Origin of the sequence: Novosphingobium album (ex Hu et al. 2023), assembly GCF_022832385.1 — a bacterium.
Lineage (GTDB): Bacteria > Pseudomonadota > Alphaproteobacteria > Sphingomonadales > Sphingomonadaceae > Novosphingobium > Novosphingobium album.
Window position 1 is genome coordinate 153,516 of sequence record NZ_JALHLE010000011.1, and the last position, 26,351, is coordinate 179,866.

The following is a 26,351-nucleotide window of genomic DNA, read 5'->3' on the forward strand; positions in this document are numbered from 1 at the left end:
AGACTTCGCTAGGCGTTTTCGGGCGTGAAATTTGTGACTACCTGCGCCGCATCACACCGCAACAATCTTCCTCAAGGGAAATCGAATCGTGACCTACAACAGCCAGATCATCGAAGCCGGAAAGACCATCGGCACCGAGCCCAACTGGAACGGCATCGAGGCCGAGTCGGTTGCCCGCATGCGCCTCCAGAACCGGTTCCGCACCGGCCTCGACATCGCCCGCTACACCGCGAAGATCATGCGTGAAGACATGGCCGCGTATGATGCCGATCCCGCACAGTACACCCAGTCGCTGGGCTGCTGGCACGGGTTCATCGGCCAGCAGAAGATGATCAGCATCAAGAAGCACTTCGGGTCGACGAAGCGCCGCTACCTTTACCTGTCCGGCTGGATGGTCGCCGCCCTGCGCAGCGAGTTCGGCCCCCTGCCCGACCAGTCGATGCACGAGAAGACCTCGGTCCCCGCGCTGATCGAGGAACTCTACACCTTCCTGCGTCAGGCCGATGCCCGTGAACTCGGCATGCTGTTCCGCGATCTCGACGCCGCCAAGGCCGCCGGTGATGCAGTCAACACGCACCGCCTGCTGCACAAGATCGACGAGTTCCAGACCCACGTGGTTCCGATCATCGCCGACATCGACGCGGGCTTCGGCAACGCGGAGGCGACGTACCTCCTCGCCAAGAAGTTCATCGAGGCGGGCGCCTGCTGCATCCAGATCGAGAACCAGGTCTCGGACGAAAAGCAGTGCGGCCACCAGGACGGCAAGGTTACCGTTCCGCACGAGGACTTCATCGCGAAGATCCGCGCGGTCCGCTACGCCTTCATGGAACTGGGCGTCGACGAGGGCATCATCGTGGCCCGCACCGACTCGCTGGGCGCAGGCCTCACCAAGCAGATCGCCTTCACCCGTGAAGCCGGCGATATCGGCGACCAGTACAACAGCTTCCTCGACTGCGACGAAGTCGATGCGGCCAACATCGGCCACGGCGACGTGCTGATCACCCGGAACGGCAAGCTGATGAAGCCGAAGCGCCTGCCGTCGAACCTCTACCAGTTCCGCCCCGGAACCGGCGAGGACCGCTGCGTGCTCGATTGCATCCAGTCGCTGCAGAACGGCGCCGACCTGCTGTGGATCGAAACCGAAAAGCCGCACATCGGCCAGATCGGCGGGATGGTCAGCCGCATCCGCGAAGTCATTCCGAATGCCAAGCTGGTCTACAACAACTCGCCCAGCTTCAACTGGACGCTGAACTTCCGCCAGCAGGTGTTCGATGCCTGGACCGCAGAAGGACGCGACATGTCGGCCTATGACCGTGCGAAGCTGATGAGCATCGACTACGACGGCACCGAGTTGGCGGACGAAGCCGACGAGCGCATCCGCACCTTCCAGAAGGACGCGGCACGCGAGGCGGGCATCTTCCACCACCTGATCACGCTGCCGACGTACCACACCGCTGCGCTGTCGACCGACAACCTGGCGAAGGAATACTTCGGCGAGGCTGGCATGCTCGGCTACGTCAAGGGCGTCCAGCGCCAGGAGATCCGCCAGGGCATCGCCTGCGTGAAGCACCAGAACATGGCCGGCTCCGACATCGGCGACGACCACAAGGAATACTTCGCCGGTGAAGCGGCCCTCAAGGCCGGCGGCGCGCACAACACGATGAATCAGTTCGCAGCGTGATCGTCGCAGGCGAACATCTGAAATTGCCGAGCGGGGCTCTGTTACCTCTCGCTCCGCTCGGCGAGCACCCCGCTCACGGGAATCAACCACGCGAGCAAAGGAAAGGAAACGTGACCATGACCACCACCACGACCGAACCGGCCCGCGCCCGCGCGGTGCTTTCGAACGAAGACTTCAAGCTGCTGCAGGAAGCAGTCCGCTACTATCTGCAGGCGCATCAGGACGATCCGATCTCGTCCAAGTATTCGAACCTTTACCACCGCCTCGGCTCGGCCATCCGCCGCTGAGGCTGCTTCAAGAGTTTTCCTGGGGAGGAAAGCTTGGCCCGTCGCACACCGGTGCGGCGGGCCATTTTCTTGGAAAAAGGCGCTAAGCAATCGTTTACGGACAGCGCCGCGCCGAATTGGGGATTCCCCGCAAGTTGCGATTATCGCGCCTGCAACGTGACAGCCGATAGTTTTGGCAGCCATGGGGGATTCTCACGCCAATCCACTTGCCGAGCTCTACCTGTGCATCAGCCAGGAGCATCGGCCCGGTATGGTGCTGCTGGCGTTGGCAGCGGCCACGCTGGCAAGTGCCTGCGCGGTCTCCTGCTGGCGGCAGGCGCGCAACCGCAGGGGCGTGCCCAGCTACACCTGGACGGTACTATCCGGACTGACGCTGGGCACTGGCGCCTGGTCAGCCCATCAGATCGCCTTTCTCGGCTATTTGCCGGGCAGTCCGTTCACGTTCGACTTCCCGATCACGCTAGCGTCGCTGGTTCTGGTCCTCACGTCAGGCGTGACGTGCATGCTGCTGCTATTGCACCTGCCGTCACGCGGCGGAGTGTTGACGGCAAGCCTGCTTTTCGGCGGCGGGATCGCGGTCATGCACTACACCGGCATTGCCGCGGTGCAAATGCCAGCCCAGATCCATTGGGATCCGGAATACGTCACCACCTCGATCATTCTCGGCGTTTTCTTCGGCTTGCCGGCATTTTCCCTCACCAGCCGCTTCCATGGCAAGTTGACCGCGTCGATCGGTGTCCTCTTCTTCAGCCTGCTCATCACGGCAACATATGCGACCGGCATGACGGCACTTCAGCCAGTTCCCGCCAGGGCCATGCCACACGCGATGAGCATGTCACCGGCCAATCTGGCGGTCTGGATCGGTCTGGTCACCATGGGACTGTTCGTGCTGGGGCTACTGGTCGCCCTGTCGAACTACAAGGCGCTGACCGCCCTTGCCAAAAGCGAACGGCAGCTCTCGTTCCTGGTGAACAACTCATCCGACTACGCGATCTGCATGCTGGACCGTGACGGCTGCATTTCGCAATGGAACACCGGTGCGCAGCAACTCACCGGTTACAGCGCAGAGGATGCCGTCGGCATGCCGATGGCCCGTCTCTTTACTCCGGAAGACTGTACCGGAGGGCTTCCCGCACAAGTCCTGAAAATCGCCGCCGAAACCGGCATCTGCAAGGGCATGTGGGATTCGCGGCGCCGCGACGGCACCCGGTTCAGCGTCGAGGGCACGATCGAGAAAGTCTGCGACGACAAAGGACAGCACATCGGCTTTTCGGCCATCACACACGACGTCACCCGCATCCGGCAGGCCCAGGCACTCGCAGCGGAGACTTCGCGCCAGCTCGATACCGCGCTGGAGAACATGCACGAGGGCCTGTGCCTGTTCGATGCTGAAGAACGCGTGGTCCTGTGCAACCAGCGCTTTCGCGAACTGTGGAACCTGACAGAAGCCGATACTGTGCCCGGCACGCCGCTGGGCCGGCTGATCGTAGCCGGATTCATGAACACCGGTGGTCCTCAGCGCGCCGCTGAACAACTCTGGGAGTTCCGGCAGATCATCGACGATGCCCTCGGCGAGGAGCGTGCGTCACCAGTGATGACGGAACTGGACGGCAGCCGGGTGATATCGATGGCCAACAGTCCACTGGCCGACGGCGGCTGGGTCACCACCTGCACCGACATCACCGAGCAGCGCCGCTCGGAGGCGACGATCGAACACATGGCCTTCCATGATGCGATGACCGGATTGCCCAATCGCGCCCGCTATCACCGGCGCCTCGACCACGCGATCGAGAAAGCTGCGGAACGCGGAACACATATCGCCGCCATCGCCATCGATCTCGATCGCTTCAAGGAAATCAACGACACCTATGGCCACGCAGCCGGTGACGAGGCGCTACAGGCCATTGCCGGACGCCTGACCAGCGTGATGGGGGACGGCGAAGTGACCGCGCGCCTGGGAGGTGACGAATTCGCCGCAGCCAAATCATTCAACGATCGGGCCGAACTCGACGAATTCCTGACCCGCCTGACGGATGCCTTCGTCGCCCCGGTGACAATCCAGGCCCGAAGCCTGTCTCTCGCCACAAGTCTGGGCGTGGCAGTCTACCCGCGCGACGGCGAGGATCGCGAGACCTTGCTCAACAACGCGGACCTCGCGCTGCAGCGGACGAAGTCATCAATTGGCCTTACCGTCTGCTTCTTCGAACCTGACATGGACGAAAGCGCCCGCGCCCGCCGCCAGCTCGCCAGCGACTTGCGCCATGCCGTGCCTTCCGGCGAACTGCGCCTGCTCTACCAGCCGCAGCGTTCGCTCAAGACCGGGGAAATCTCCGGTTACGAAGCGCTGCTACGCTGGCACCATCCCAAGCGCGGCCTGATCTCGCCCACTGAATTCATTCCTTTGGCCGAAGAGACCGGCGACATTTTCGCGATCGGCGACTGGGTGCTGCAAGAGGCCTGCGCGGAGGCCAGGCACTGGCCCGAAACGCTCAAGGTCGCAGTCAATCTCTCGCCGGTGCAGTTCCTGCAGGATGGCCTGATCGAACGCTTCCGCGCCATTCTGCTGCAAACCGGCCTCTCGCCGAACCGGCTGGAACTGGAAGTTACCGAATCCGCAATCATCACCGACAAGCTGCGCGCGCTGCACTACCTGCGCCAGTTCAAGGCCATGGGCGTCAGCGTGGCGATCGATGATTTCGGCACCGGCCATTCCTCGCTCGACACCTTGCATGCGTTCCCCTTCGACAAGATCAAGATCGACAAGTCGTTCCTGCTGCGCGCGGAAACCAGTCACCAGGCGCTGGCCATCATCCGCACGGTCCTTTCGCTGGGCCGGAGCCTCTCCATCCCGGTCCTGGCCGAGGGTGTCGAGACCCAAGGCCAGTTGCAGGTGCTCGAAAGCGAAGGGTGTGACGAGGCACAGGGGTATTACTTCGGCCGTCCGGCCGCAGCGCCAAGCCTCGACCTGCCCGACGCGGTCAACTTCTGATTGGCAACCTGCCGGATACGCATTGTTCCGCATGGTCCGAAAAAGTCGCTCGCAACACCTGGTCCTCAGAGACAATTTTCCCGTAAGTAGCTGCGAAAAATTGCAATTTCACGCTGTTGCGGTGGTAAAAAAATTAACACTCGGCCCATAGCGTGACCCGCATCATGAGGGGTCAACGTGCATCGTCGGTTTCCTGAGGAACAGTCCGGTCTGGTAGCTGGCGAACAGGCCATGCAGTCGCTCGAGCTGGCGCTGCAGGCGGCCTCGCGCGCGGAACTGCGGCTGCGGGAATCGATCGAGGCGCTGCCCCACGGCATCGTCTTTCTCGACGAAGACGACCGGTACATGTTCTGGAACGAGCAATATGCAGAAATCTACAGCCGCTCCGCCGATTTGCTGCAACCGGGCGCGAGGCTGGCGGATACCCTGCGCATCGGTATCGAACGCGGTGACTATCCCGAGGCCATAGGCCGCGAGGAACAATGGCTGGCAGAACGCCTTGAGCGGTTGCAGCAGCCGGGAAGCCGCCACGAACAGTGGCTTTCCAACGGCCGCTGCATCATGATCGAGGAACGCAAGATCGAAGGATGCGGCACGGTCGGCATCCGCGTCGACATTACCGATCTCAAGCAGAAGGAAGAGAACTTCCGCCTGCTGTTCGAGCGCAACCCGCTGCCCATGCTCGTCTATGACATCGAAAGCGGCCTCATCCGTTCGGCCAACGAAGCGGCCTGCGCCTTTTTCGGATACGAGCGGCAGGCCATGGCGGGGCTTGCCGCACGCGATCTGTTCCCAGAAACAGTCTGGCCCCAGGCTGCCGCGATGCTGGCGATCGACCACTCGGACACCAACAACTGCTGGCAGATGCTCCACCGCGACGGTTCGTGCGTGGATGCAGTCGTCGCCACCCGGCTTTCGCAACTCGAAGGCTATTCCGCGACGATCATTTCGATCTTCGACATGACCGAGCGCCGCCGCATCGAACAGCGCATGGAACACATGGCCCGCCACGATGAACTGACCGGCCTCGTCAATCGCGCCCACTGCCGCGAACACCTGTGCAAAGTTCTGAGCGAGCAGGAAACTGCGGACACGGTCACGATAGCCCTCGTCGACCTCGACCATTTCAAGGCCGTGAACGATACTTACGGACACATGTTCGGCGACGTGGTGCTCAAAGATGCCGCCGCACGCATGCTCAAACTCATTCCCCCCGACGCCCTGCTCTGCCGGATCGGCGGCGACGAGTTCGCGATCATCTTCCGCCGCTCCAGCCTGATGCAGGCAGAACTGGTCGCCAAGTCGATCATCTCGACGCTGTCCGAACCGTTCTTCGTTCATGGCCACCTGATCCACATCGGCGCCACCGTCGGCTTCGCGTCTTCGCCTTACGACAGCCGCGATCCCGAAACGCTGATGCGCTATGCCGACCTCGCGCTCTATGCCGCCAAGGGCGAGCAGCGGGGCAGCTGCCGGGTCTTCGAGGCCAGCATGGATGCCGCCGCGCAGGAAAAGAACAAGCTGGAACAGGATTTCCGCGCGGCCGTCAGCGGCGGCGAACTGGAGGTTCACTACCAGCCGCTCGTCAACCTCACCACGGGCGAGGTGGAATGCTACGAGGCACTGCTGCGGTGGAACCATCCCGTGCGCGGCCTCGTCCCGCCCGATGTCTTCGTCCAGCTCGCCGAGGAAATGGGGATCATCGACCAGCTCGGCCGCTTCGTGCTGTTCGAGGCCTGCCGCGAGGCGGCCAACTGGCCCGATCACGTCAAGGTCGCGGTCAATGTCTCCCCGCTTCAGTTCCGCAATGGCAAGCTGCTCAGCACCGTCATCAACGCCCTGTCCACCTCCGGCCTCAATGCCGAACGGCTGGAACTGGAAATTACCGAGGCGGTGCTGATGGAAAAGGGGCCGCGGACCTCCGCCATCATCCGCAACCTGCGCGCCTTCGGCATCGGCATCTCGCTCGATGATTTCGGCACCGGCTATTCCTCGCTGAGCTACCTGCTCAACTACCCCTTCACCAAGATCAAGATCGACAAGGCGTTCATCCTGAACCTGCACCGCGAAGCCAATTCGCGCGCGGTGATCCGCGCGGTGATCGGGCTTGGCAAGAGCCTGGGCCTGACCGTCGCGGCCGAAGGCATCGAGCGCGAATTCGAACGCGACTACCTGCGCGACGAAGGCTGCGCGCAAGGCCAGGGCTTCCTGTTCGGCAAGCCCGAGCACGGCCGAACATTGACCGTTCCGGGGCGCCGCGCAGCCTGACTGCGGGACAAATTCGCAGATTATCTCAACCGGATACTAGCTGAATGATTGTCCGCTTCGCTGGCGGCGTGGTCAGGCGGTTAAACGACCGGAAAGCCGGGGCAAGCGGATCAAAACGCAATGGGCATGAGACTTTTCGACTTCGTTGAACTTGCCCTGACGATATGATCAACCGGGCCTACGAATTTACGGTGTGATTGCCGAGCCAGGCAAACACCCGGCGGTGCAATTGGTTCAGTTCGGCTCGCACCTCTCCCGTCAGCGCATAGAGCCTACCTCGTCTGTCGGCCGGATTGACCACCGTCGTCACCATGTCCAGCGATCTGAGTCTGCGAAGGCTGACATTGAACCCGGACGGTGACACGTCGATGAACCGCGACATCTCAACATTCGACAGGACCGCCGCGAGATAGAGATAGAGCAGGATCTGGAACTCGGCCGTGAGATGGCTGACCTGGCTTCCGCGATAGATGTAGGACTTGCCCATGCTTAGCGCAGTGGCGGCATTGGGCTCATCGGAAAGAACCGGCCGGGCAAGTTCCATGTAGCCGGCGTGCTGCCCGAGAACCAGCTTGTGCATCGGCTCGCTAAGGCCATAGAGCTTGCTACGCCGATCGCGCGGGTGCGAGCGGGTGACTAACACGCCGCGCGATATCATTCCCGCGAGCGTATAATAAAATGCAGTTCCCGAAAGACGGGAGCGCTGCTGAAGGTGTAAGGGTGTGGCCCATTCTTCATCAAGCAGGCAGTAGATCAGTTCATATTCGCCGGTGAGCGTGTGGACACCAAACTTCGTTTCAAATGCGCGCTGGATTTCGAGCAGCGACAGTGGCTCGGGGGTGGGCTTTGGCTTGTCCATGGCTATCATCTGTTAGCAGGTCTGGCGCGCATTGGAGAATTTGACTCCAGAATTTGACGTCATTTTTCACGCTATATCCGCACTGTGTCGGGTGACAAGACTGCGGTGCGACCCGAGGCTTCTGCATCTTGCAAGGGCCAACCTCACGGGCGGCCCTTGCAGGGCCGCCCATTTTTGTGCGGCCACCAGTCGATGTCAGCAATGCCGGCGTGTCCGGAAAGTCCGCTTCTGCAAGAAAATCGCGAATAGATCCCATTGAAGGCCGTCCCTGATTTGCGCCTCGTATCTCAGACCTAAGCCCGCGCAGCTTCCTGCGCACGCGCCCGCTCCACCAGTTCGTCCAGCGTTGCATCCGAAAGCGCAACGCGCTGCAGGGCGCGCTCGCCCTCGGCCGGGTCGGCATGGGCCATGCGCGCATGCTGGAGCGCGATGTTGTCTATCATCAGCAGGTCATGAAGTTGCCAGATATGGTCGTAACGGGCCTCGTCCGCATAGAGGTGCGCGAAGAGGTGCTCCAGCACGGCCCGGCTACGCCCGTCGTCAAATTCCAGGATCCGGTCGGCATGGTATTGCGTCACGAACAGAACGGGCTGTCCGGTGCGCGGGTGCGGCAGAACGGTGGGATGCTCCGCAATGAAGACCGGCCAGTCGTAGCCGCTGGCGAACATGTCCAGCTTGTGCCGAAGGGTAGTCCCCTCGACATCGTCCTTCAGGTCCTGTGGCAGGTGGCGCCAGCCCGCCGTGCCGCTCACGAAGGTGGTCGCAGTAGCCCCTTGCGGCAGAGCGATGGCGTGGAGGCAGATCCCGTGGATTGGATGGTCGGTATAAGTCAGATCCGAATGGAACGGCAGCATGACCGAGCCCGCCGCATCGTCGTTGCGCAGCACCGTGACGAAATCGTCCTTCCCTCCATTGGCGACCGGCGGCGGCGGGCCGAACCATGCCGCGATCTCCAGCTGGCGCTCGGGCGAAAGGCGTCCGCCACCGCGGAACAGGAGCAGCCCGTGCGCATCCCAGGCGGATCGCAGCGCGTCAATCTCGGCCTCCGTGCCGCCCGTTTGGGTATCGAAGCCCAGCACCTCCACGCCGAAATCGCGATGCAGCGGCCGGAATTTCATCGGTCCTCTCCCTTCGCACGCCTGTTGACTGTGCCGCCCGAACCTGTCGCATTATGGCGCGTGATTCCAGCGCCTTCTTCTCCTGCCGCCCCGGAGCCTTCCTGATGAAAGACATCGCCACCCTGACGATGAATCCCACGATTGATGTATCCTATGACATCTCCCGGATGCGGCACACGCACAAGATGCGTACGGACAACGAATGGTACGCGCCTGGCGGCGGGGGCATCAACGTGGCGCGGGTGTTCACCCGGCTCGGCGGCAACGCGCGCTGCTATTACCTTTCGGGTGGTGCAACCGGCCCGGCGCTCGACGGGCTGATCGATTCGCACGAACTGGTGCGCACGCGCATCCCGATCACCGGGCCCACGCGCATCGCCTCCGCCGTGCTGGAACACGAAACGGGCAAGGAATACCGCTTCACCCCGCAGGGGCCGAAGATCTCTGAACGCGAATGGACCGAGTGCCTCGATCTGATCAGCCAGTCGGATTGCGACATCATGGTGCTGAGCGGCTCGCTGCCGCCCGGTGTGCCCGACGACTACTATGCCCGCGTGACCCGCCTGCTGCGCCCGCGCGGAATCGAGATCGTGCTCGACAGTTCGGGGCGCGCGCTCATGCAGGGGATTGATGCCGGATCGCTGCTACTGGTGAAGCCCAGCCAGGGTGAACTGCAGCAGTACGTGGGGCGCAAGCTCGATACGCGCGGAGAGATCGAGCAGGTAGCGATGGACATCGTGCAGGCTGGCAAGGCGCGCCTTGTCGCCGTGACGCTCGGACAGGAGGGGGCGATCCTCGCCCGCGAGGGAGGCCCGGTGTTCCTGCCTTCCCTCAGGATCGAGGCGGCCAGCGCAGTGGGGGCAGGCGACAGCTTCGTCGCGGGCATGATCTTCGCGCTGAGCACCGGGATGACCGAACTGGAAGCCTTCCGCTTCGGCGTTGCTGCCGGTTCAGCTGCCGTGTTGCGGGCCGGCACGGGACTGGCCTATCCATCCGATATCGAGCGGCTCCTGCAACTGGTCGAGCCGTTGTAATGCTCTATGCGATGATGCCCCGGCGGCAGAATTCCCAAATGCTGGCGGCCAGTTCCTCGCGTTCGTGCAGATCCGCCGCGCCCCCTTCTTCCGCCAGCAGCAAGGTGTGCACCGTCGTGGAAACGAGATTGTAGATCAACCGCGCCTGCGCATGCGGATCGGCGGCACGGAAAACGCCCGCGCGGATACCGGTGCTGACATAGCCCGCCATCAGGTCGAGCAGAGGCTGAAGCGCCGATTGCAGTTCTGCCGGACGCGTCTGCGCCAGCCGCAAGTGCTCGCGGCTGAGCGCCGCGCCGCGCCGGTTGGCCCCCATGCGATCGTGACCAAGCTGGCCGACGACAATGCTCGTCACGATCACCCGCAGCGCATCCTCGGGCCCGTCACATTTCTGGGTGAAATCACGGAACTGGGCCGCCGCCGCGCGCAACGAACTGTCGAACACGGCCAGCACCAGGTCGTCCTTGCCCTGGAAACACTCGTAGAAGGCCCGTCGCGCCAGCCCGGTTTTCGCCAGCACGGCCCGGATAGTCAGCCCTTCCAGCCCGCTTTCGTCGAGCAGGTCGTAGGCAGCACCAATCAGCATACGGGCCCGGTCACGTTCGCCGCCTGGAACGGCAGCCGGCGCTGCGGGATAGAGGGACTGTCCTGACATTGACATTGCCTAAGCGGAGTCCCTTCCGGGGTCCAGTGCCTGCATCTCGGTTCCTCCGGCAATGTGTTGTACGTTGACACTACAAGCCGTGTCGGGCTAAAAAATTGAGAACGATGTTCTCGCGAACTTCCAGGAGAGATTGATGCCCAAGGTTACTTACATCGACCACACCGGCCACGAGACGCAGATCGACGTGCCGGCCGGCGAAAACGTGATGCATGGCGCGGTGTACAACGGCGTCGAAGGCATTGCCGGCGAATGCGGCGGGGCGCTGTCCTGCGCCACCTGCCACTGCTACATCGACGATGCCTGGACCGCGAAAGTCGGCGGCCCCTCGTCCGAGGCCGAAGAGGAACTGCTGGAAAACGCATCGGCGGAAGTGAAGCCGAACAGCCGCCTTTCCTGCCAGATCGAGATGACCGACGAACTCGACGGTCTCGTCATCCACATGCCCGAATCGCAGTACTGATCCGCCGGTTCAGAACATAGGGAGAGATACCGTGCCGATAGACGCAGCAAACCCCGTTCCGCCCACGCTTCCGCGCTATGCCGGCATGGATCAGGTGCCTGCCCACGTCCCGCAGGAGCTGGTGCGCCAGTCCGGCCTCACCGTGGGTTCGGAATTCCTCGCCGACCCGCACGGCTTCATGGCCGCGCTGCACGAAAAGCAGCCGCCGATCTATTACGACGTCAGCCCGATGGGCAACATGTGGCACCTCACCAAGCATGAGGATGCCCTGTTCGGCCTGCGCCACCCGGACATCTTCTCGAACGAGGGCGCCACGCCCTTCCCGCGCGATCCGAACGACTATTTTTACTTCATCCCGATCGAGATCGATCCGCCACACCACCGCAAGTACCGCAACATCGTCGATCCGGTGTTCTCGCCCAAGGGCGTGCAGAAACTGGAAGGCCTGATCCGCCAGCGCGCGAACGACCTGATCGACCAGTTCATCGGCAAGGGCGAATGCGAGTTCACCGAGGAATTCGGCCGTCCGCTGCCGGTTTCGGTGTTCCTCGACATCATGGGCCTGCCGCAGGACATGCGCGATACGTTCGTGTCGTGGGCGATGGAACTGCTGCACTCCAACGACCGCGAACGCATGGGCGCGGCGATGATGAGCATCACCGAGTACCTGAAGGACGCAATCGCGGACAAGAAGGCGAATCCAGACGACGGCGTCGTCAGCCTGATCGCCCATGCCGCGCCGGACGGCGTGCCGCTTTCCGACAAGGAGATCTTCGGCTTCGTCTGCTTCCTGTTCATCGGCGGCCTCGACACCGTGTTCGCCACGCTGAACAACATCTGGCTCTACCTCGCCCGGAACCCTGCCAAGGTGCAGGAAATCATCGAGCGGATGGACCATGATATCGACAAGATCGTCGAGGAACTGCTGCGCCGCTGGTCGGTGACCTTCTCGGGCCGCGTGCTCGATCAGGACTACGTGATGCGCGGCGTGCAGATGAAGAAGGGCGACCGCGTCACCTTCATCCTGCCCGCGTGCAACTTCGATCCCGACGTGTTCCCGAACCCGCTGGAAGTCGATTTCGACCGCCCGCGCAAGACGATCCTCGCCTTCACCGTCGGCGTGCACAGCTGCATGGGCGGCCACCTCGCGCGCCTCGAAGTGAAGATCGCACTTCAGGAATGGCTCAAGCGCATCCCCGCCTTCAAGCTGAAAGACGGCGCACACATCGAGTACCGTCCCGGCGGCGTGATCGGCCCCGAGGAAGTCGCGCTGGAGTGGTAGGATTCCAGTCGGACACCCCGACCTCATGCGAAAGGGAGCCCTGCGGCTCCCTTTCTTTTTGCGCGAAGGACGTTTCAGCTCAGCCAGCCGCGAGAGGACGCAAGGGACCGTCCAATATACCGAGGAGCGCGGCTTCGAACGCTTCCGGTCTCTCGTACATCGCCCAGTGCCCTGCATCAGGAACGACACGAAAATCCGTGTCCGGCTGAACCTGCCGCAACACCGCTTCCTGTGCCGCCGGGTCCGGGTGCGGCAGATCCAGCTCTCCCCAGATCGCATCCACCGGAACACGGACGCGCGGAAGGATCTTCACAAGACGGTCGGGCAGAACGAGATGTGGCACGTTCAGCCGCGCGGCCTTGGCCGTGGGCAGCAGCATGTGGATCGCCAGTTCGTCGGCGCTGTCAGGATGATGCAGCATCAGCCCCAGCAGGTTCGCCTTGAGCGCCGCGCGCCGCTCATCGCCGGTCAGTCCGCTGATCCGGCCGAGCCGCGGATGCCCGCCCGGCGTATCAAGCCCGCCGCAGCCGACGATCACCAGCCTGCGCGCCACATGCGGATAGAAGGCGGCGAGATGGGCGAACGCGACCCCGCCGAAGGAAAAGCCGCACAGGTCCACCGGCAAGCCCTCGCGGCCTAGAATGTGCTCCAGTCCCTGCGCCAGCGCCCTGGATATGCCTTCATGATCAGGCGTCTCCGGCATCGCCGATTGCCCATGCCCCGGCAGGTCGGCGACAATCAAACGGCGGCGGCGGGACAAGTGCTCGATATTACGCACCCAGTGCGACCATGCTCCTTGCGCGCCGTGGGCGAGAACCAGCGGCTTCCCCTCGCCCCAGATGCGCCAGACCATGGTGCCATCACCGCACGGCGTTTCAACGCGTTCGGCCCGGGCCTCCAACGCCGCGAGAAACGCCGCCGGATCGGCATTCTGCACGTCAAGCGGAGTCATGCGTAGCGCCCGCCCTGCACCTGGGCGATGGGCATGGCCTGCTCGATCCCGGACAGGTCTTCCGCCGACAGCACAATATCAGCGGTCGCCGCATTTTCATGCAGCCGGTCAAGCCTGCGGGTGCCGGGGATCGGCACGATGTCCTTACCTTGGTGAAGCACCCAGGCGAGGGCAAGCTGCCTTGCCGTCACGCCCTTGCGTTCGGCCAGCGACAGCAGCGCCTCGACCAGCCGGAAGTTGTGCGCACCGGCCTCTCCGCTGAAGCGCGGCATGCTCGCGCGCCAGTCGTCACCGGCCAGCTCTCCGGGCTTCACGCCGCCGGTCAGGAACCCGCGCCCGAGCGGGCTGTAGGGCACGAAACCGATGCCCAGCTCGCGCAACGTGGGCAGCACCGATTGTTCGACATCGCGCGACCACAGCGAATATTCGCTCTGCACTGCCGCCACCGGCTGCACGGCATGGGCACGGCGGATCAGGTCGGCGGACGCCTCGGACATGCCGAAGTGACGTACCTTGCCCTCGCGGATCAGGTCGCCGACGGTTCCGGCGACATCCTCGATCGGCACATCGGGATCGACCCGGTGCTGATAGAGCAGATCGATGCACTCCATGCCGAGCCGCGCGAGCGAGGCATCGCAGACTTCGCGAATGTGTTCGGGGCGGCTGTCAAAACCCTGAATCGGCTTTCCGGGCTCAGCCTTGTTCTGGGTGCGGAAACCGAACTTGGTCGCCACCACCACCGACCCGCGGATCGGCGCAAGCGCCTTGCCCACCATCTCCTCGCCAACGAAGGGACCATAGATCTCGGCGGTATCGAAGAAAGTAATGCCACTCTCGAATGCGCCGCGCAGCAGGGCATTGCATTCGTCCTGAGACAAACGCGGACCATAGGCACCGCTCACGCTCATGCAGCCTAGCCCCAGCGCGGAAACTTCAAGTCCGTCGCCCAGTATGCGCTGTTCCATCGCCAGCCTCTCCCACAACCATTCTTGCCGGTAACCTCCCTCAACCGATCACGGCGATCGCCGAAGCGCAACGGGCAACGCGAAACATCGCCCGAGTGACAAAAAAATGAACTTCTCTCATTAATTGTAGGAAGCCGCCATAGTTCAGAAATGCGCATATTGCGCAGCAAACTGTGCGATTATTGCTTTGCCAAACCGGCTTAATGTTGCAATGTGGCCGCGAAAGGCCGCTTGCGGCTTTGCCGGTGTTGGGAGAGAGCGCGCCGGGGGGTTTAATTATCTACCCGGCGCGCCGATCTCTTCGCAAACGCAACATTACCTTATCATCGATTAACACAAGCGGTCTGCCGCGAGGTCGCGTGCAGAATCACACTTTGCGCCCTTGCCGCACGAAGTTCGCCCCGACGGTATTTGTGCATCGCAGCATCGATTTTTCGTATCGGCTGCTCCTGGCGTGCGATCGACAGGTGATTCGCCCTCTGGTGCCGATTCGCCTTGCCTTCACCTCACAGCAACGATTGCCGGGTGCCATCTGCTCCGGTAGGCCCGTGATGAAAGCGAGTCCTGTCCCGTCCGTATCCTCCCGTGAACCATCCCTATCCTCCCCCGGCGACGCGGCGGCTGATGACGTTCTTCGTCATGGCTGCGGCGATCATGAACCAGATCGACACGACGATCGCCAACGTCGCGCTGCCGCACATCCAGGGCAGCACCTCGGCCTCGCGCGAGCAGATCACCTGGGTGCTCACGAGCTACATCGTGGCCCTGGCGATCTTCACGCCATTGACCGGCTGGCTCGCCGGGCGGTTCGGCCGCAAGCGGGTGGTGCTGACCTCGATCTTCTTCTTCACGGTCATGTCCGGCCTGTGCGGGGCAGCCACCAATCTCGACGAGCTGATCCTGTTCCGTGTGCTGCAGGGCATGGCCGGGGCAGCACTGGTGCCGATGAGTCAGGCCACGCTGCTCGATGCTTATCCGCCAGAGGAACACGGCAGCGCCATGGCCATTTTCGGCATGGCCGCAATTACCGGGCCGCTGGTGGGACCACTGGCGGGCGGGTGGCTGACCGAATACATATCGTGGCGCTGGTGCTTCTTCATCAACCTGCCGGTCGGGATCATGGCGTGGCTGGGCCTGACTGCGACAATGCCAGAATATGCCGGGAAGAAAGGCGCCAGGCTCGATTTTCTCGGCTTCGTGCTGCTGGCCGTCGGGATCGGCGCATTGCAATTGCTGTTCGACCGGGGGCAGGTGCAGGACTGGTTCTCCTCGACCGAGATCTGGATCGAGACGGTGCTCGCGGGCTGCGCATTCTATCTCTTCATCGTCCATTCGATGACAACGAAACATCCTTTCGTCAGCCCAGCCGTATTCACGGACCGCAACTTCGTGATCTGCTCGATCGTGGGCTTTTTCCTCGGCGTGCTGATCTACAGCCCGATGTCGTTGCTGCCCGAAATGCTCTCCAACCTGTTCGGCTATCCGATCATCGATGTCGGCATGGCGATGGCCCCGCGGGGGTTGGGCGTGCTGATCGCGATGCTGGCGATGGGCCGCCTGATCAACCGCGTCGATCCGCGCCTGCTCATCGGTTTCGGGATGCTGCTGGCTGCCTTCTCGATGTGGCATCTCTCGCACATGACGCTGCAATCGAGCGACTGGATCGTCGTGACCACCGGCGTGATCCAGGGCATGGGCTCCAGTTCAATCTTCGTGCCGCTGTCGATGATGACCTTCTCCACCCTGCCCGCACACCTGCGCAACGAAGGGGCCGCGCTCAACACCCTGCTGCGCAGCTATGGCGGCGCGGCAGGTATCGCACTGGTGCAGGTGCTGATCTACCGCAACGAGGCGAAAGTGCAGTCGCGCCTGACCGAGGGCCTGCGCCCGGACAACCCGGTGGTACATTCGGCGATGCCTGATGCCGACTTCACCCTGCCCTCCTCGATCGCCGGCATCGAACATGAGATCGTGCGACAGGCGACAATGGTGGCCTATATCGATGCCTTCTGGGCACTGTCGATTGTCGGTATCCTCGCTTGCGCCATGGTCTTCCTGCTTCAACGCCCGCAACGCATCACCGCCCCGGCCGAACCGATCAGCGGCGAATGACCTTGCAGCCGCCGCAACACAGCACTGCGCGCCTGCTCTGGACAATCGCCCTCCCCGCGATGCTGACAAACGTGGCGACGGCGCTGTTCGGACTTGCCGACATGTGGGCGATCGGGCGGCTCGGCGATGCCCCGGCGCAAGGGGCGGTGGAACTGGGCGCCAAGTTCATGATGGGCCTGCTCAACGTCTTCAACTTCCTGCGCACGAGCACGGTCGCGCTGACCGCGCAGAGCGCCGGGAGCGGAGACAGGACCGCACAGGGAGAAACCCTGGCGCGCGCCATGGCCGTCGCGCTCGGGATAGGCGCTCTGCTGCTCGTGGCAATGCCCTGGGCCATTCCCGCCGGGCTCGATCTGCTCGAAGCCAGGGCGCAGGTGCGTGCCGATGCGCACGTCTATATCGGCATCCGCTACTGGGCCGGGCCGGTCTGGCTGGGCAATTGCGTGCTGGTCGGCTGGCTGATCGGCCAGCGGCTGGTACGTCCTGTGCTGGTGGTGGAAATCGCCGCCAATGCCGTTCACATCGCGCTCGACCTGTTTCTGGTGCTGGTCATGCACTGGGGCGTGGCCGGGGTGGCTTCGGCGACGCTGGGATCGGAGCTGCTCAAGTTCCTGCTGCTGGCCGCCATCGTCCTGCGGCAACCCTCAGCCCGCGAGGCCTTTGCCGCCGCGCGCCAGCGCACGACATGGCACCGCGATGCCCTCGCCCGCCTCTTTGCGTTGAACCGCGACCTCTTCGCGCGCACGTTGCTGCTGACCGGCGCGATCCTGATCTTCGCCCGCGCAGGCGCACAACAGGGGCCGGTGACGCTGGCGGCGAACGGGATCCTGTTCCAGCTCTTCATGCTCTCGACACTGATCCTGGACGGTTTCGAAAGCGCATCGCAGGTTCTGTGCGGTGAAGCGCAGGGCGCCGGTGACCGTGCCCGTTTCACCACCGCCGTGCGTGCCGCGCTGCTCTGGGGCGGCGGTACCGGACTGGTGCTGACACTGGCTTACGCCGTAGCAGGCGCGCCGCTTGCAGCCTGGTTCAGCACCGACCCGCGCGTCGTCGCTACGACCGGGAGCTACATCGGATGGGTCATCGCGCTGCCGCTGGTGGGCGTCGCCTCGTTCGTGCTCGACGGCGTGTTCGTCGGCGCCGGGTGGACGCGGGCCATGCTGGGGACAATGGCGGTCGCCATGACGCTCTACCTCGCGCTGCTCTGGCTGCTGCACCCGCTCGGCAACCACGGACTGTGGGCAGCCTTCACGGTGTTCTTCGTGGTCCGCGCCGCCGGGCAGTTCCTCGTGCTGCCAGGCCGGACACGACGCAGTTTCAGCGCTTCCTGAAAATTACCGAGAGATTGTTGGCCGGCATTTCCACGTACCGCTCCAGAACGAGGCCATGCTCCTTCGCACAGGCTCTCACGTCTTCGAGCTGGCGCAGGCCCCAGCGCGGATCGCGGCGCTTGAGATCCTCGTCGAAAGCCTGATTGCCCGGTTCGATCGGATGCCCGGCGCGGCGGTACGGGCCATAGAGCACCAGCGGATGTCCCGGCGCCAGCAAGCGCCCTGCCCCTGCCATCAGTCCCTCGGTCGACGCCCACGGACTGATGTGGATCATGTTGATGCAGACGACGGCATCGGCGGTTTCGACCGGCCACAGCGGCGCGGCCGCATCGAGCGCCACCGGCGGCAGAAGGTTGGTCAGCGCTTCGGTTCCTCTCCACGCGCCTATGGATTCGCGGGCATCCGCATCGGGATCGCTCGGCTGCCATACCAGACCGGGAAGCGCCCTGGCGAAATGCACCGCGTGCTCGCCCGTGCCGCTCGCCAGTTCGAGCACGAGCCCGGACGGCGGTAGCACCTCGCGCAACACGGCAAGTATGGGATCGCGATTGCGGGCGGCGGCGGGGGCCTGTCGGCGGGCATCCTGATTCATGCTCCCGGCATGGGCGCGGGAACCCGCCAGTTCAAGCACCAGCTATAGGCCAGACGCACGAAAGCCATGGTTCGACGAACCCGCTTCGTCGAACCATGGCTCAAGCCTTTGCGGCTCTCGTTCCGTGGCAGGGGCTGAACTGCCCGCCCCTTCACGGATGCTGGGAAGGCATCAATCCCAAAGACCCAGCGCGTCCGGATCATCCGGCCCGCTGATCGTGACTTCACAACAGGTCACGTCGGTCTCTTCGATGAAGCCCGCGAAGCGATGCCGCAGGGCTTCCAGACTGATACTGCGCATTTCGCTGGCACTGAACCCCGCCGCCAGAATGGAGGCGAGCACGCGCTGCTTCTGAGCGATCAGGTCGATCGCCTGCAACTCGCGCATATGGCGCGCAGCGAAATCCTCATCACGGCACAGCACTTCGCCCAGGGCTTCGATCTCGGACCCGAGTTCGCCCAGCACTTCGGCCATTGCCGTAAATTTGGGTTCGTGCATCATCCGCTTCAGGCCGCGATCGCGTGATCCTCTGAAGCGCTCAGCGCCTGCAGATCGATTACCATGACCATGCGTTCCTCGATGGCCGCAAGGCCTTCCAGGAACGGCGTAACGTCTTCCTGCCCGGTGGTCGGCGGCGGCTGCAGCGTATCGGTGTCGAGCGCGACGATGTCGCTGACCGAATCGACGATGAGCCCCTGCGACTGGCCGTTGATCTGGCACACGATGATCGCATGGCGCGGCGTCGCCTCGGTCGGCGTCCAGCCGAGACGGGCGGCGAGATCGATCACCGGCAGCACGGTGCCGCGCAGGTTGACCACGCCTGCGACGTATGCCGGTACGCGCGGCATCGGCGTGACGGGCGTCCACGCCCGGATTTCGCGGATCGACATGATGTCGAGCGCGAAGATCTGGCCGGCGACTTCGAAAGTGATAAGTTCGCGGTGCATGTCCTGAACCTCCTTTGCGGGTGAAATCAGTGGGCGACGCGGCGCACGGCCGCGACGAGCTTGTCGGTGTCAAAGGGCTTGACGATCCAGCCGGTTGCACCGGCAGCGCGGGCACGTGCCTTCTTCTCGTCCGAGCTTTCAGTGGTCAGCACCAGGATCGGCCGGTCGCGGTGGCGGGTGCCGCCACGCACCTGCTCGATCAGGCCGAAGCCGTCGAGACGGGGCATGTTGATGTCGGTGATGACGACATCAACCTCGTTGACCGCAAGCCACTCCAGCGCGGAAACGCCGTCGTCGGCCTGGGCCACGTCAAAACCATTGGTGGACAGTGCGTGATTGAGCAGCGCGCGCATCGACGCGCTGTCGTCTACAGTAAGAATGCGGGTAGTCTTGGACATCGGATGCCTCGTTTGGTCAGAACAGTTCGACTTCGCCGCGCGGTACCGGGCGGAACACGGGTTGCGGTTTAACCTCGGGAGCATCCGAGGGGGCGACAGTTCGGCACCGGACCTGGCCGGATGCCGGACGGAAATCCACGCGGCGGGCATTCGTACCGCCGAGGTCCTCGCGAACCAGGGTGATATGCTCACGCACCAGGAAGCTGCGGGCAAATTCGGCATTGGCCGTGCCGATCTGCTGCATTCCCGCACGAATGTTCGCACCGCCGTAAAGGTGAGCGCGCAAACGATCCTTGCGAGCTCCGTAGGACAGCATTTCGTTGATCAGCATTTCCATCAGGTAAACGCCGTAGTGCACGTCCACTTCGCCGGGGTTGTGGCTGGCCGGCGGTTCGGACAGCAGGAAATGGTTCATGCCGCCAAGCTCCACGACCGGGTCGTAGAGGCACGTGGCTACGCACGAGCCGAGCACAGTGCTGAATTCCACCTTGGGGCCGGCGCTGACCTTGAACTGGCCCTGCAGCACGGTCAGGCGGGTTATGTTGGGCGGAGTGAGATCTATATTCATTGTTATCAGGCCGCCTTGTGCAACGCGTGACGCGCAATGGTACTGATCGGTGCGACAACGCGTGCTGCCCCAAGCGAAATGGCCGCGCGCGGCATGCCGAAGACGGTGCAGGTCGCCTCGTCCTGGGCGATCGTGTGTGCCCCCGCGTTGGCCATCGCCAGCAGCCCCTTGGCACCGTCCTGCCCCATGCCCGTCAGCAGGATACCGACGGCGTCCGCACCCACATACTGGGCGACGGAGTGGAACAGCGCGTCCACGCTGGGAACATGGCCTGAAATCGGCTCACCCCGGCGCAGCTTGGCATAAAGGGTGGCATCGCCTTTCACGAGAAGGTGATGCTCGGCCTCGGCGGCGAGATAGACATGCCCGGTCTTGAGCGGCATGTCATGCACCGCCACCTGCACCGTGGCCGGGCAGACCTGATCCAGCGTGCGTGCAATCGCAGGCGCAAAGCGCGGGTTAACGTGCTGGACGATGACGGTGGGCGGGCAGTCGCGCGGAAATTCGCGCAGCAGTACCTGCAGCGCCTCGACCCCGCCGGTGGAAGAACCGATGGCGATCAGACGGGTGTCACGTTTGATCGAACGCCGGCTTTCCTCCGCAACGGCGGGCGCGTTGCGTACGGGCTTGCGGAACTCGATCTGGGCCGCATCGCGGATCAGCTTGGCCAGCTCGCCGCTGTCCTGCAGGGCCAGTTTGCCGGTGGGATCGTATTTCGAATAGCAATTGACTGCGCCCAGCGCGAGCGCGCGGGCCGTCACTTCATTGCCTTCCTGGGTAGCGCCGGAAACGATGATCACCGGCGTCGGGCGCAGCGTCATTATCTTCTCGAGGAAATCGAGACCGTTCATGCCCGGCATTTCGATGTCGAGCGTGACCACGTCAGGGTCCAGCTGCTTCATCAGCGTGCGACCTTCCGCAGCATTCGATGCAGAACCGACCACTTCGATATCAGGCTGTTCGCGCAGCCGCGACATGAGGATCGCGCGCATGGTCGGCGAATCGTCGACGATGAGGACGCGGATGCTCATGCGGCCCTCCGGCGGTAGATCGTCGGACCGACGAGCTGGAAATCGTTCGCGGCCGGGCCGGTCACGCGTTCGGAATGGCCGATGTAGAGAAAGCCGCCGGGCGCCAGCACGTCGCTGAAGCGCTTGACGAGCCGTTCCTTGGTCGGATTGTCGAAATAGATCATGACGTTCCGGCAAAAAATGAAATCGAACTGTCCCTTGATCGGCCAGTCGCCATGCAGGTTGAGCAGGCGGAAGCGCACGATCTGGCGCATGGCGTCCGCCATGACCACCTGATCACCGCTCTCCGTGGTCCAGGCCCGGCGCAGTTCCTCCGGCACCGGCTTCAGGTCCTTCGCCGGATACGTGGCGGCCTCGGCCTTCTTGATCGCGTGCGGGGCGATGTCGGAGGCCAGCACTCGCAGGTCGCCGCGCGCCAGATTGACGCCGTCCGAACGGTCGGCCCCCAGCAGGGTCATGACGATCGACCACGTCTCCTCGCCGCTGGAGCAGCCGGCCGACCACACCCGCACTGGCTGCCGGTGACGCAGCTTCTCGATCAGACGCGGCCGCAGTTCGGTGCGCAAGTGATCGAAATGGTGCGCTTCGCGGTAGAAGAAGGTGTGGTTGGTGGTCAGCGCGGCGACCGCCTTGTTGAGTTCGGCCGCATCCTCTCCGATGAGTTCGATATACTTGGAGAACGTGACACTCCCCGCCGCGCGCACGAGCGGGGCGATGCGGGAATACACCAGCATGGCCTTGCCCTGCGGCAGCACGATCCCGGCAGCACTGTAGATGATCCTGGCGATCTGCGCGAAGTCGGCAGCGCTGTAGATATCCGGGCTGACTCCGGGAATCGTGTTGGTCGAGGCGGAAACAGCCGTCACGCAGCCTGCCTTTCCTGTGCGGGCAGTGCGCAGGCGACGAGGCCGTCGACATCGACGATGAGCGCAACCTTGCCGTCGCCCAGGATCGTCGCGCCGGCGACGCCCTCGACCGCACGGAAATTGGTGGCAAGGCTCTTGATGACGAACTGGCGCTGGTCGCAGATGTCGTCCACCAGCAGCGCGGCCTGGCCTGCGCTTTCGGTATCGACGACAATCAGCACGCCTTCCTGCGGATTGGTCGCGCCGGTGGGTGCCCCCAGAGCCGTCTTGAGCGAAATGATCGGGATAAACCGGCCGCGCACGTTAAGCATCTGTGCATTCGATCCCAGCCCGTGGAAGTCCCCCTCGCCGGGACGAAGGCTTTCCACCACGTGCGCGAGCGGCACAACCAGCGTCTGGTCGCCGACATCGACAATCATACCGTCCGAAATCGCCAGCGTCAGTGGCAGGGTCAGGATGAAGGCCGTGCCCTGGCCGGGGACGCTTTCGATGGTGATACGGCCACCCAGATCCTTCACGTTCTGGCGTACCACGTCCATGCCCACGCCGCGTCCCGAGATGTTGGAGACGACCTGCGCAGTCGAGAAGCCCGGCGCGAAAATCAGGTTGTCGATTTCCTCGGCCGAAAGCTGTGCGTCAGGGCTGACAATGCCCTTTTCGACCGCCTTTGCCAGCACGCGCTCGCGATTGATGCCCGCGCCGTCATCGGCAATGGTGATGAGAATACGGCCCGAGCGGTGCTCAGCGGACAGGGTCAGCGTGCCTTCCGGCGGCTTGCCTGCCGCGATGCGGACATCCGCGCTTTCGATACCGTGGTCGACCGCGTTGCGGATCAGGTGCGTCAGCGGCTCGCCAAGGCGCTCGATCACGGTCTTGTCGAGTTCGGTGGTTTCACCGATGGTTTCCAGCTTGACGTGCTTGCCGGTGGAAGCGGCAAGGTCGCGCAGGATACGCGGCACGCGGCTGAACACGCTGGCGATCGGCTGCGCGCGGATCGACATCGCGCTTTCCTGGATGTCGCGCGTCAGACTTTCCAGCAGACCGAGTTCTTCGGTCGCGGTAATCCCCGCGCCGTCGAGACGCTGGACCAGCATGGCCTGGGCGATGACAAGTTCGCCGACAAGATCGATGAGGCGGTCGAGCTTGAACAGGTCAATGCGAATCGACTGCCCTGCAGATGGCGGTGCAGGCGCCGCAGCCGCAGGCTTTTCAGCCGAATCCGGCTTCGCTTCAGCGGCAGGAGCAGCGGCGGGCGGAGCCTTGGCAGGCGCCGGGGCCGGCGCGACTGCAACGGGAGCAGCAGCCACAGGTGCTGCCGGAGCCGCAGGTGCTGCCGGAGCTACCGCGATCGGTTCCGCCTTGGGCGCCGGTGCGGTCTGTTCGGCCCGGAATTCCGGAATTTCCTCGTCGTTGCCGATGGCGAGGGCGCAATCGTCACCGATGAAATCGAAGATATCGCGCACGGCGTCTTCCGCCACATCGGCGGGCATCGCGAATGTCCAGCCCAGATACCCCTGGGCAACTTCGAACGAGTCGAGCGGCGGGACCTGGCTGACATCGCAAAATACGCTTTCGCCGCCGAGCGCGGCGATATCCCGCAGCATCAGCAGCGGTTCGCTGCCGTTGCGCATGGCGCCCGCGCGCGGCCGCAAATGCACTTTCCAGCGCTTGTCCTGCCCCGCCGGAGCATTCGTCGATGCAGCCGCAGGAGCGGGCGCGTCAAAGCCACCGGTCAGATCGTCTAGCAGCGCCGCAAGATCGAGATCGTCGATCGGCTTGGGCTCGTCATCGTCATCGCTGGAGGCGGCTTCGGGCTGCGGCGCAGGTTCCGGTTCGGCGGCAGCCGCGGGCGCGGCTGCGGCGTTGCCCGCCATGGCGCCTTCCATTTCCGCAATCAGCGCAGCGTCAGCAGGAGCATCGCCCCCTTCGCGCGCGGCTTCGACGTGGTCTGCAAGGGTATCGAGTGCGCGCAGCAGCAGATCGACGAGTTGCTCCTCGATCGCCACCAGCCCTTCGCGCACGTCTGAAAGGAGCGTTTCGAAAGTGTGCGTGTACGCCTGGAGCGCCGAGTACCCGAATGCCCCGGCGCCGCCCTTGATCGAGTGAACGGCACGGAACACGGCGTTAACCGTATCCGAGTCGTGCGTGCCTGCCCGGCAGGCGGCAAGCCCGGCCTCGGCCGCTGCCAGTGATTCTTCGCATTCGACGAAGAAGATCTGTTGAATTTCCTCGGGGCTCATAGCTCGCTCTCTTCGAAGAGTTCCGACGTCAGACCGGTCAGCCGCGCGGCTTCCGTGAGTGCGGGAGAAGTCTGGATTTCTGCGCCTCCGCCGCTGCGGCGGGCCGACACCAGCAACTGCAGCATCGACTGGCCGACGTGCTCGACCGCGCTGCCGTCGATGTGAAGGGCGCCATTGCCCAGCGCCGCGACAAATTCGGGCCAGATTGCCTCTGCAGCCGCTCTGTCGCAGCGTGCTGGCAAGGTAATGCTACTCATCACTTTCCCCCGTTGATCCGGCCTTGATAGCGACCGTCCGTTCCTTGCCGGTGTGACTCGCCATCCGCATTTTTCCGCGCTTGCAACGGCGCGAAACAGTCAGAACCGATGTTCGGCAGGATTCGACGCACGCGACTAACCTCACTCGCTCAATTCACCTTCCCGCACCGGATTTCCGGCGCACGGAACGGTTCAGTGTTAGGGTAAACGGTGACAACGCGACGTTTTCTGCAAACTCAGTCGAAGTGCGTAGTGTGGTTAAGGAAATTCATCGGAAGTTTAGAGGTATGTCGCAATCAGAAGCCCACTAGAGACAACAGAAGGTCCGATCCCCATGCATGACGCCCGCGTTCTGGTAGTCGACGATTCAGCCGCCATGCGCGCACTGTTTTGCGATGTCCTGGAACAGACCAAGAACGTCCTCGTCGTCGGCACCGCAGCCAATGCGGACGAGGCACGCGACCAGATCGCCGAACTCCGGCCCAACGTGGTCACCCTCGATGTCGAAATGCCCGGCATGAGCGGTATCGAGTTCCTCGAGGAAATCATGAACACCAACCCGCTGCCGGTGGTGATGCTTTCGAGCCTTACCCAGAGTGGGACGGAAACCTCGCTCAAGGCTTTCGAACTCGGCGCGGTGGAATGCTTCCCCAAGCCGCTCAAGGCCACGCCGGAACAGTTCGCCAAGCAGGTCGGCAAGCTCGGCAAGATCGTGCTCGCGGCTGCCAATTCGAACGTTCGCGACAAGCCGCGCGCGCGCCCCAAGGCCGAAGAAGCTGCCGAGAGCGGCCCGGACTATTCGCCCAACGGCAAGATCGCGGCGTTCAGCACGTCGATGGGCGGCGTCGATGCGCTGACCGAAGTGCTGATGCAGTACCCCAAGAACTGCCCGCCCTCGGTCATCATCCTGCAGACCGAACCGGCGCTGGCGGAAATGTTCATCACCCGCGCCGACAAGGATTGCGCCTGTTCAGTCAAGGCCGCCGTCGATGGTGCCGAGCTGACCGCCGGCACCGTACACATCGCCTTCGATCCGACCAAGCACGTCATCGTCGAGCCCGGTATTCCGGCCAAGCTGCGTCTGGTCGATCGTGACCCGGTCGAAGGTTTCCGTCCTTCGGCAACGCTGCTGTTCGGTTCGCTCTCTCGTGCCGGCATGGCCACGATCGGCTCAGTGCTGACCGGCATGGGCGAAGATGGCGCCAAGGGCCTGCGCCTGCTGAAGGCAGCAGGTTTCCGCACCCTCGCGCAGGACCGCACCACGGCCACAGTGCCGCAGGCACCGACCGCCGCGGTAGAGGCTGGCGCCGTCGATGCGGAACTCAAGCTGGAAGATCTGGCCAAGGACGTGCTCGCCAACTGCGGCGCGGCCCTCTGATCCCATCAGCAATGCAAAAATCAAACGGCCGGCCCGGACATTCCGGGCCGGCCGTTTTGCCATGCGCATACC

24 protein-coding genes are annotated in these 26,351 nt (G+C 63.5%); 10 read left to right on the forward strand and 14 right to left on the reverse strand.

The features are described 5' to 3' along the window. Window positions 1–88: 88 nt before the first annotated feature. From MTR64_RS09660 to MTR64_RS09675, 4 genes are all read left to right on the forward strand, one after another. On the forward strand, window positions 89–1,681 hold the full coding sequence (locus MTR64_RS09660; protein ID WP_243993232.1) for an isocitrate lyase: 1,593 nt from the start codon (window positions 89–91) through the stop codon (window positions 1,679–1,681). Window positions 1,682–1,791: 110 nt separating this feature from the next. Beyond that, window positions 1,792–1,968: a hypothetical protein gene (locus tag MTR64_RS09665; RefSeq protein ID WP_243993304.1), complete on the forward strand. Its 177-nt coding sequence runs from the start codon at window positions 1,792–1,794 to the stop codon at window positions 1,966–1,968. A gap of 181 nt (window positions 1,969–2,149) precedes the next feature. Then, on the forward strand, window positions 2,150–4,957 hold the full coding sequence (locus MTR64_RS09670) for an EAL domain-containing protein (protein WP_243993234.1): 2,808 nt from the start codon (window positions 2,150–2,152) through the stop codon (window positions 4,955–4,957). Window positions 4,958–5,134: 177 nt separating this feature from the next. Beyond that, window positions 5,135–7,225: a putative bifunctional diguanylate cyclase/phosphodiesterase gene (locus MTR64_RS09675; RefSeq protein WP_243993236.1), complete on the forward strand. Its 2,091-nt coding sequence runs from the start codon at window positions 5,135–5,137 to the stop codon at window positions 7,223–7,225. Between the two features lie 178 nt (window positions 7,226–7,403). On the opposite strand, the gene MTR64_RS09680 is transcribed toward MTR64_RS09675, so the two are convergent. Both MTR64_RS09680 and MTR64_RS09685 read right to left on the reverse strand, forming a co-directional pair. Continuing rightward, entirely contained in the window at window positions 7,404–8,084 is a 681-nt protein-coding gene (locus tag MTR64_RS09680) for a MarR family winged helix-turn-helix transcriptional regulator (protein ID WP_243993238.1), read from the reverse strand. A gap of 293 nt (window positions 8,085–8,377) precedes the next feature. Further along, the gene (locus MTR64_RS09685) at window positions 8,378–9,202 is read right to left on the reverse strand and encodes a TauD/TfdA dioxygenase family protein (RefSeq protein ID WP_243993240.1); all 825 of its coding nucleotides are present in this window, start codon (window positions 9,200–9,202) and stop codon (window positions 8,378–8,380) included. Window positions 9,203–9,306: 104 nt separating this feature from the next. Here MTR64_RS09685 and MTR64_RS09690 point away from each other — a divergent pair, with 104 nt between their 5' ends. Beyond that, a complete protein-coding gene (locus tag MTR64_RS09690) occupies window positions 9,307–10,236 on the forward strand; it encodes a 1-phosphofructokinase family hexose kinase (protein ID WP_243993242.1) in 930 nt (309 codons plus the stop codon). Between the two features lie 4 nt (window positions 10,237–10,240). Here MTR64_RS09690 and MTR64_RS09695 read toward each other — a convergent pair whose 3' ends face one another. Beyond that, on the reverse strand, window positions 10,241–10,891 hold the full coding sequence (locus tag MTR64_RS09695) for a TetR/AcrR family transcriptional regulator (protein ID WP_243993244.1): 651 nt from the start codon (window positions 10,889–10,891) through the stop codon (window positions 10,241–10,243). Between the two features lie 142 nt (window positions 10,892–11,033). Between MTR64_RS09695 and MTR64_RS09700 the strand changes: the two genes are divergently transcribed. Beyond that, window positions 11,034–11,360, forward strand: coding sequence for a 2Fe-2S iron-sulfur cluster-binding protein (locus MTR64_RS09700; protein ID WP_243993246.1), 327 nt, complete (start codon window positions 11,034–11,036; stop codon window positions 11,358–11,360). A gap of 31 nt (window positions 11,361–11,391) precedes the next feature. Further along, window positions 11,392–12,642 (forward strand): cytochrome P450, encoded by a 1,251-nt coding sequence (locus MTR64_RS09705; RefSeq protein WP_243993248.1) that lies wholly within the window; start codon window positions 11,392–11,394, stop codon window positions 12,640–12,642. A 79-nt stretch (window positions 12,643–12,721) separates the two neighbouring features. On the opposite strand, the gene MTR64_RS09710 is transcribed toward MTR64_RS09705, so the two are convergent. Continuing rightward, window positions 12,722–13,594 (reverse strand): alpha/beta fold hydrolase, encoded by an 873-nt coding sequence (locus tag MTR64_RS09710; RefSeq protein WP_243993250.1) that lies wholly within the window; start codon window positions 13,592–13,594, stop codon window positions 12,722–12,724. After that, window positions 13,591–14,559, reverse strand: coding sequence for an aldo/keto reductase (locus tag MTR64_RS09715; RefSeq protein WP_243993252.1), 969 nt, complete (start codon window positions 14,557–14,559; stop codon window positions 13,591–13,593). Before MTR64_RS09715 ends, MTR64_RS09710 begins: the two co-directional genes overlap by 4 nt. Window positions 14,560–15,144: 585 nt before the next feature. Between MTR64_RS09715 and MTR64_RS09720 the strand changes: the two genes are divergently transcribed. Then, complete coding sequence (locus MTR64_RS09720) at window positions 15,145–16,671, forward strand: DHA2 family efflux MFS transporter permease subunit (RefSeq protein WP_243993254.1); 1,527 nt, start codon at window positions 15,145–15,147, stop codon at window positions 16,669–16,671. Next, entirely contained in the window at window positions 16,668–18,002 is a 1,335-nt protein-coding gene (locus MTR64_RS09725; RefSeq protein WP_243993256.1) for an MATE family efflux transporter, read from the forward strand. The genes MTR64_RS09720 and MTR64_RS09725 overlap by 4 nt, the downstream gene beginning before the upstream one ends. Here the strand turns inward: MTR64_RS09725 and MTR64_RS09730 are convergent. From MTR64_RS09730 to MTR64_RS09770, 9 genes are all read right to left on the reverse strand, one after another. Beyond that, the gene (locus tag MTR64_RS09730; RefSeq protein ID WP_243993258.1) at window positions 17,989–18,594 is read right to left on the reverse strand and encodes a DUF938 domain-containing protein; all 606 of its coding nucleotides are present in this window, start codon (window positions 18,592–18,594) and stop codon (window positions 17,989–17,991) included. The genes MTR64_RS09725 and MTR64_RS09730 overlap by 14 nt on opposite strands. Before the next feature lie 171 nt (window positions 18,595–18,765). Next, window positions 18,766–19,092, reverse strand: coding sequence for a hypothetical protein (locus tag MTR64_RS09735; protein ID WP_243993260.1), 327 nt, complete (start codon window positions 19,090–19,092; stop codon window positions 18,766–18,768). 8 nt (window positions 19,093–19,100) lie between these two features. Then, on the reverse strand, window positions 19,101–19,541 hold the full coding sequence (locus MTR64_RS09740; protein WP_243993262.1) for a chemotaxis protein CheW: 441 nt from the start codon (window positions 19,539–19,541) through the stop codon (window positions 19,101–19,103). Window positions 19,542–19,567: 26 nt separating this feature from the next. After that, window positions 19,568–19,939, reverse strand: coding sequence for a response regulator (locus tag MTR64_RS09745; RefSeq protein ID WP_082010295.1), 372 nt, complete (start codon window positions 19,937–19,939; stop codon window positions 19,568–19,570). A 16-nt stretch (window positions 19,940–19,955) separates the two neighbouring features. Beyond that, a complete protein-coding gene (locus MTR64_RS09750) occupies window positions 19,956–20,507 on the reverse strand; it encodes a chemotaxis protein CheD (RefSeq protein WP_243993264.1) in 552 nt (183 codons plus the stop codon). A gap of 5 nt (window positions 20,508–20,512) precedes the next feature. Then, the gene (locus MTR64_RS09755; RefSeq protein ID WP_243993266.1) at window positions 20,513–21,538 is read right to left on the reverse strand and encodes a protein-glutamate methylesterase/protein-glutamine glutaminase; all 1,026 of its coding nucleotides are present in this window, start codon (window positions 21,536–21,538) and stop codon (window positions 20,513–20,515) included. Next, on the reverse strand, window positions 21,535–22,404 hold the full coding sequence (locus tag MTR64_RS09760) for a CheR family methyltransferase (protein ID WP_243993268.1): 870 nt from the start codon (window positions 22,402–22,404) through the stop codon (window positions 21,535–21,537). The genes MTR64_RS09755 and MTR64_RS09760 overlap by 4 nt, the downstream gene beginning before the upstream one ends. After that, window positions 22,401–24,644: a chemotaxis protein CheA gene (locus tag MTR64_RS09765; RefSeq protein ID WP_243993270.1), complete on the reverse strand. Its 2,244-nt coding sequence runs from the start codon at window positions 24,642–24,644 to the stop codon at window positions 22,401–22,403. The genes MTR64_RS09760 and MTR64_RS09765 overlap by 4 nt, the downstream gene beginning before the upstream one ends. Beyond that, window positions 24,641–24,901: an STAS domain-containing protein gene (locus tag MTR64_RS09770; protein WP_243993271.1), complete on the reverse strand. Its 261-nt coding sequence runs from the start codon at window positions 24,899–24,901 to the stop codon at window positions 24,641–24,643. The genes MTR64_RS09765 and MTR64_RS09770 overlap by 4 nt, the downstream gene beginning before the upstream one ends. Before the next feature lie 334 nt (window positions 24,902–25,235). On the opposite strand from MTR64_RS09770, the gene MTR64_RS09775 reads away from it, so the two are divergent. Further along, complete coding sequence (locus MTR64_RS09775; RefSeq protein WP_243993272.1) at window positions 25,236–26,279, forward strand: chemotaxis protein CheB; 1,044 nt, start codon at window positions 25,236–25,238, stop codon at window positions 26,277–26,279. Window positions 26,280–26,351 lie beyond the last annotated feature (72 nt).

What these genes read in the sequence shown, in the direction of transcription:
- MTR64_RS09745 (WP_082010295.1), bottom strand. Translation starts at nt 19,939, where the DNA reads ATGTCCAAGACTACCCGCATTCTTACTGTAGACGACAGCGCGTCGATG.
- MTR64_RS09710 (WP_243993250.1), bottom strand. Translation starts at nt 13,594, where the DNA reads ATGACTCCGCTTGACGTGCAGAATGCCGATCCGGCGGCGTTTCTCGCG.
- MTR64_RS09680 (WP_243993238.1), bottom strand. Translation starts at nt 8,084, where the DNA reads ATGGACAAGCCAAAGCCCACCCCCGAGCCACTGTCGCTGCTCGAAATC.
- MTR64_RS09670 (WP_243993234.1), top strand. Translation starts at nt 2,150, where the DNA reads ATGGGGGATTCTCACGCCAATCCACTTGCCGAGCTCTACCTGTGCATC.
- MTR64_RS09695 (WP_243993244.1), bottom strand. Translation starts at nt 10,891, where the DNA reads ATGTCAGGACAGTCCCTCTATCCCGCAGCGCCGGCTGCCGTTCCAGGC.
- MTR64_RS09770 (WP_243993271.1), bottom strand. Translation starts at nt 24,901, where the DNA reads ATGAGTAGCATTACCTTGCCAGCACGCTGCGACAGAGCGGCTGCAGAG.
- MTR64_RS09685 (WP_243993240.1), bottom strand. Translation starts at nt 9,202, where the DNA reads ATGAAATTCCGGCCGCTGCATCGCGATTTCGGCGTGGAGGTGCTGGGC.
- MTR64_RS09725 (WP_243993256.1), top strand. Translation starts at nt 16,668, where the DNA reads ATGACCTTGCAGCCGCCGCAACACAGCACTGCGCGCCTGCTCTGGACA.
- MTR64_RS09715 (WP_243993252.1), bottom strand. Translation starts at nt 14,559, where the DNA reads ATGGAACAGCGCATACTGGGCGACGGACTTGAAGTTTCCGCGCTGGGG.
- MTR64_RS09750 (WP_243993264.1), bottom strand. Translation starts at nt 20,507, where the DNA reads ATGAATATAGATCTCACTCCGCCCAACATAACCCGCCTGACCGTGCTG.
- MTR64_RS09775 (WP_243993272.1), top strand. Translation starts at nt 25,236, where the DNA reads ATGCATGACGCCCGCGTTCTGGTAGTCGACGATTCAGCCGCCATGCGC.
- MTR64_RS09765 (WP_243993270.1), bottom strand. Translation starts at nt 24,644, where the DNA reads ATGAGCCCCGAGGAAATTCAACAGATCTTCTTCGTCGAATGCGAAGAA.
- MTR64_RS09735 (WP_243993260.1), bottom strand. Translation starts at nt 19,092, where the DNA reads ATGCACGAACCCAAATTTACGGCAATGGCCGAAGTGCTGGGCGAACTC.
- MTR64_RS09740 (WP_243993262.1), bottom strand. Translation starts at nt 19,541, where the DNA reads ATGCACCGCGAACTTATCACTTTCGAAGTCGCCGGCCAGATCTTCGCG.
- MTR64_RS09730 (WP_243993258.1), bottom strand. Translation starts at nt 18,594, where the DNA reads ATGAATCAGGATGCCCGCCGACAGGCCCCCGCCGCCGCCCGCAATCGC.
- MTR64_RS09755 (WP_243993266.1), bottom strand. Translation starts at nt 21,538, where the DNA reads ATGAGCATCCGCGTCCTCATCGTCGACGATTCGCCGACCATGCGCGCG.
- MTR64_RS09690 (WP_243993242.1), top strand. Translation starts at nt 9,307, where the DNA reads ATGAAAGACATCGCCACCCTGACGATGAATCCCACGATTGATGTATCC.
- MTR64_RS09700 (WP_243993246.1), top strand. Translation starts at nt 11,034, where the DNA reads ATGCCCAAGGTTACTTACATCGACCACACCGGCCACGAGACGCAGATC.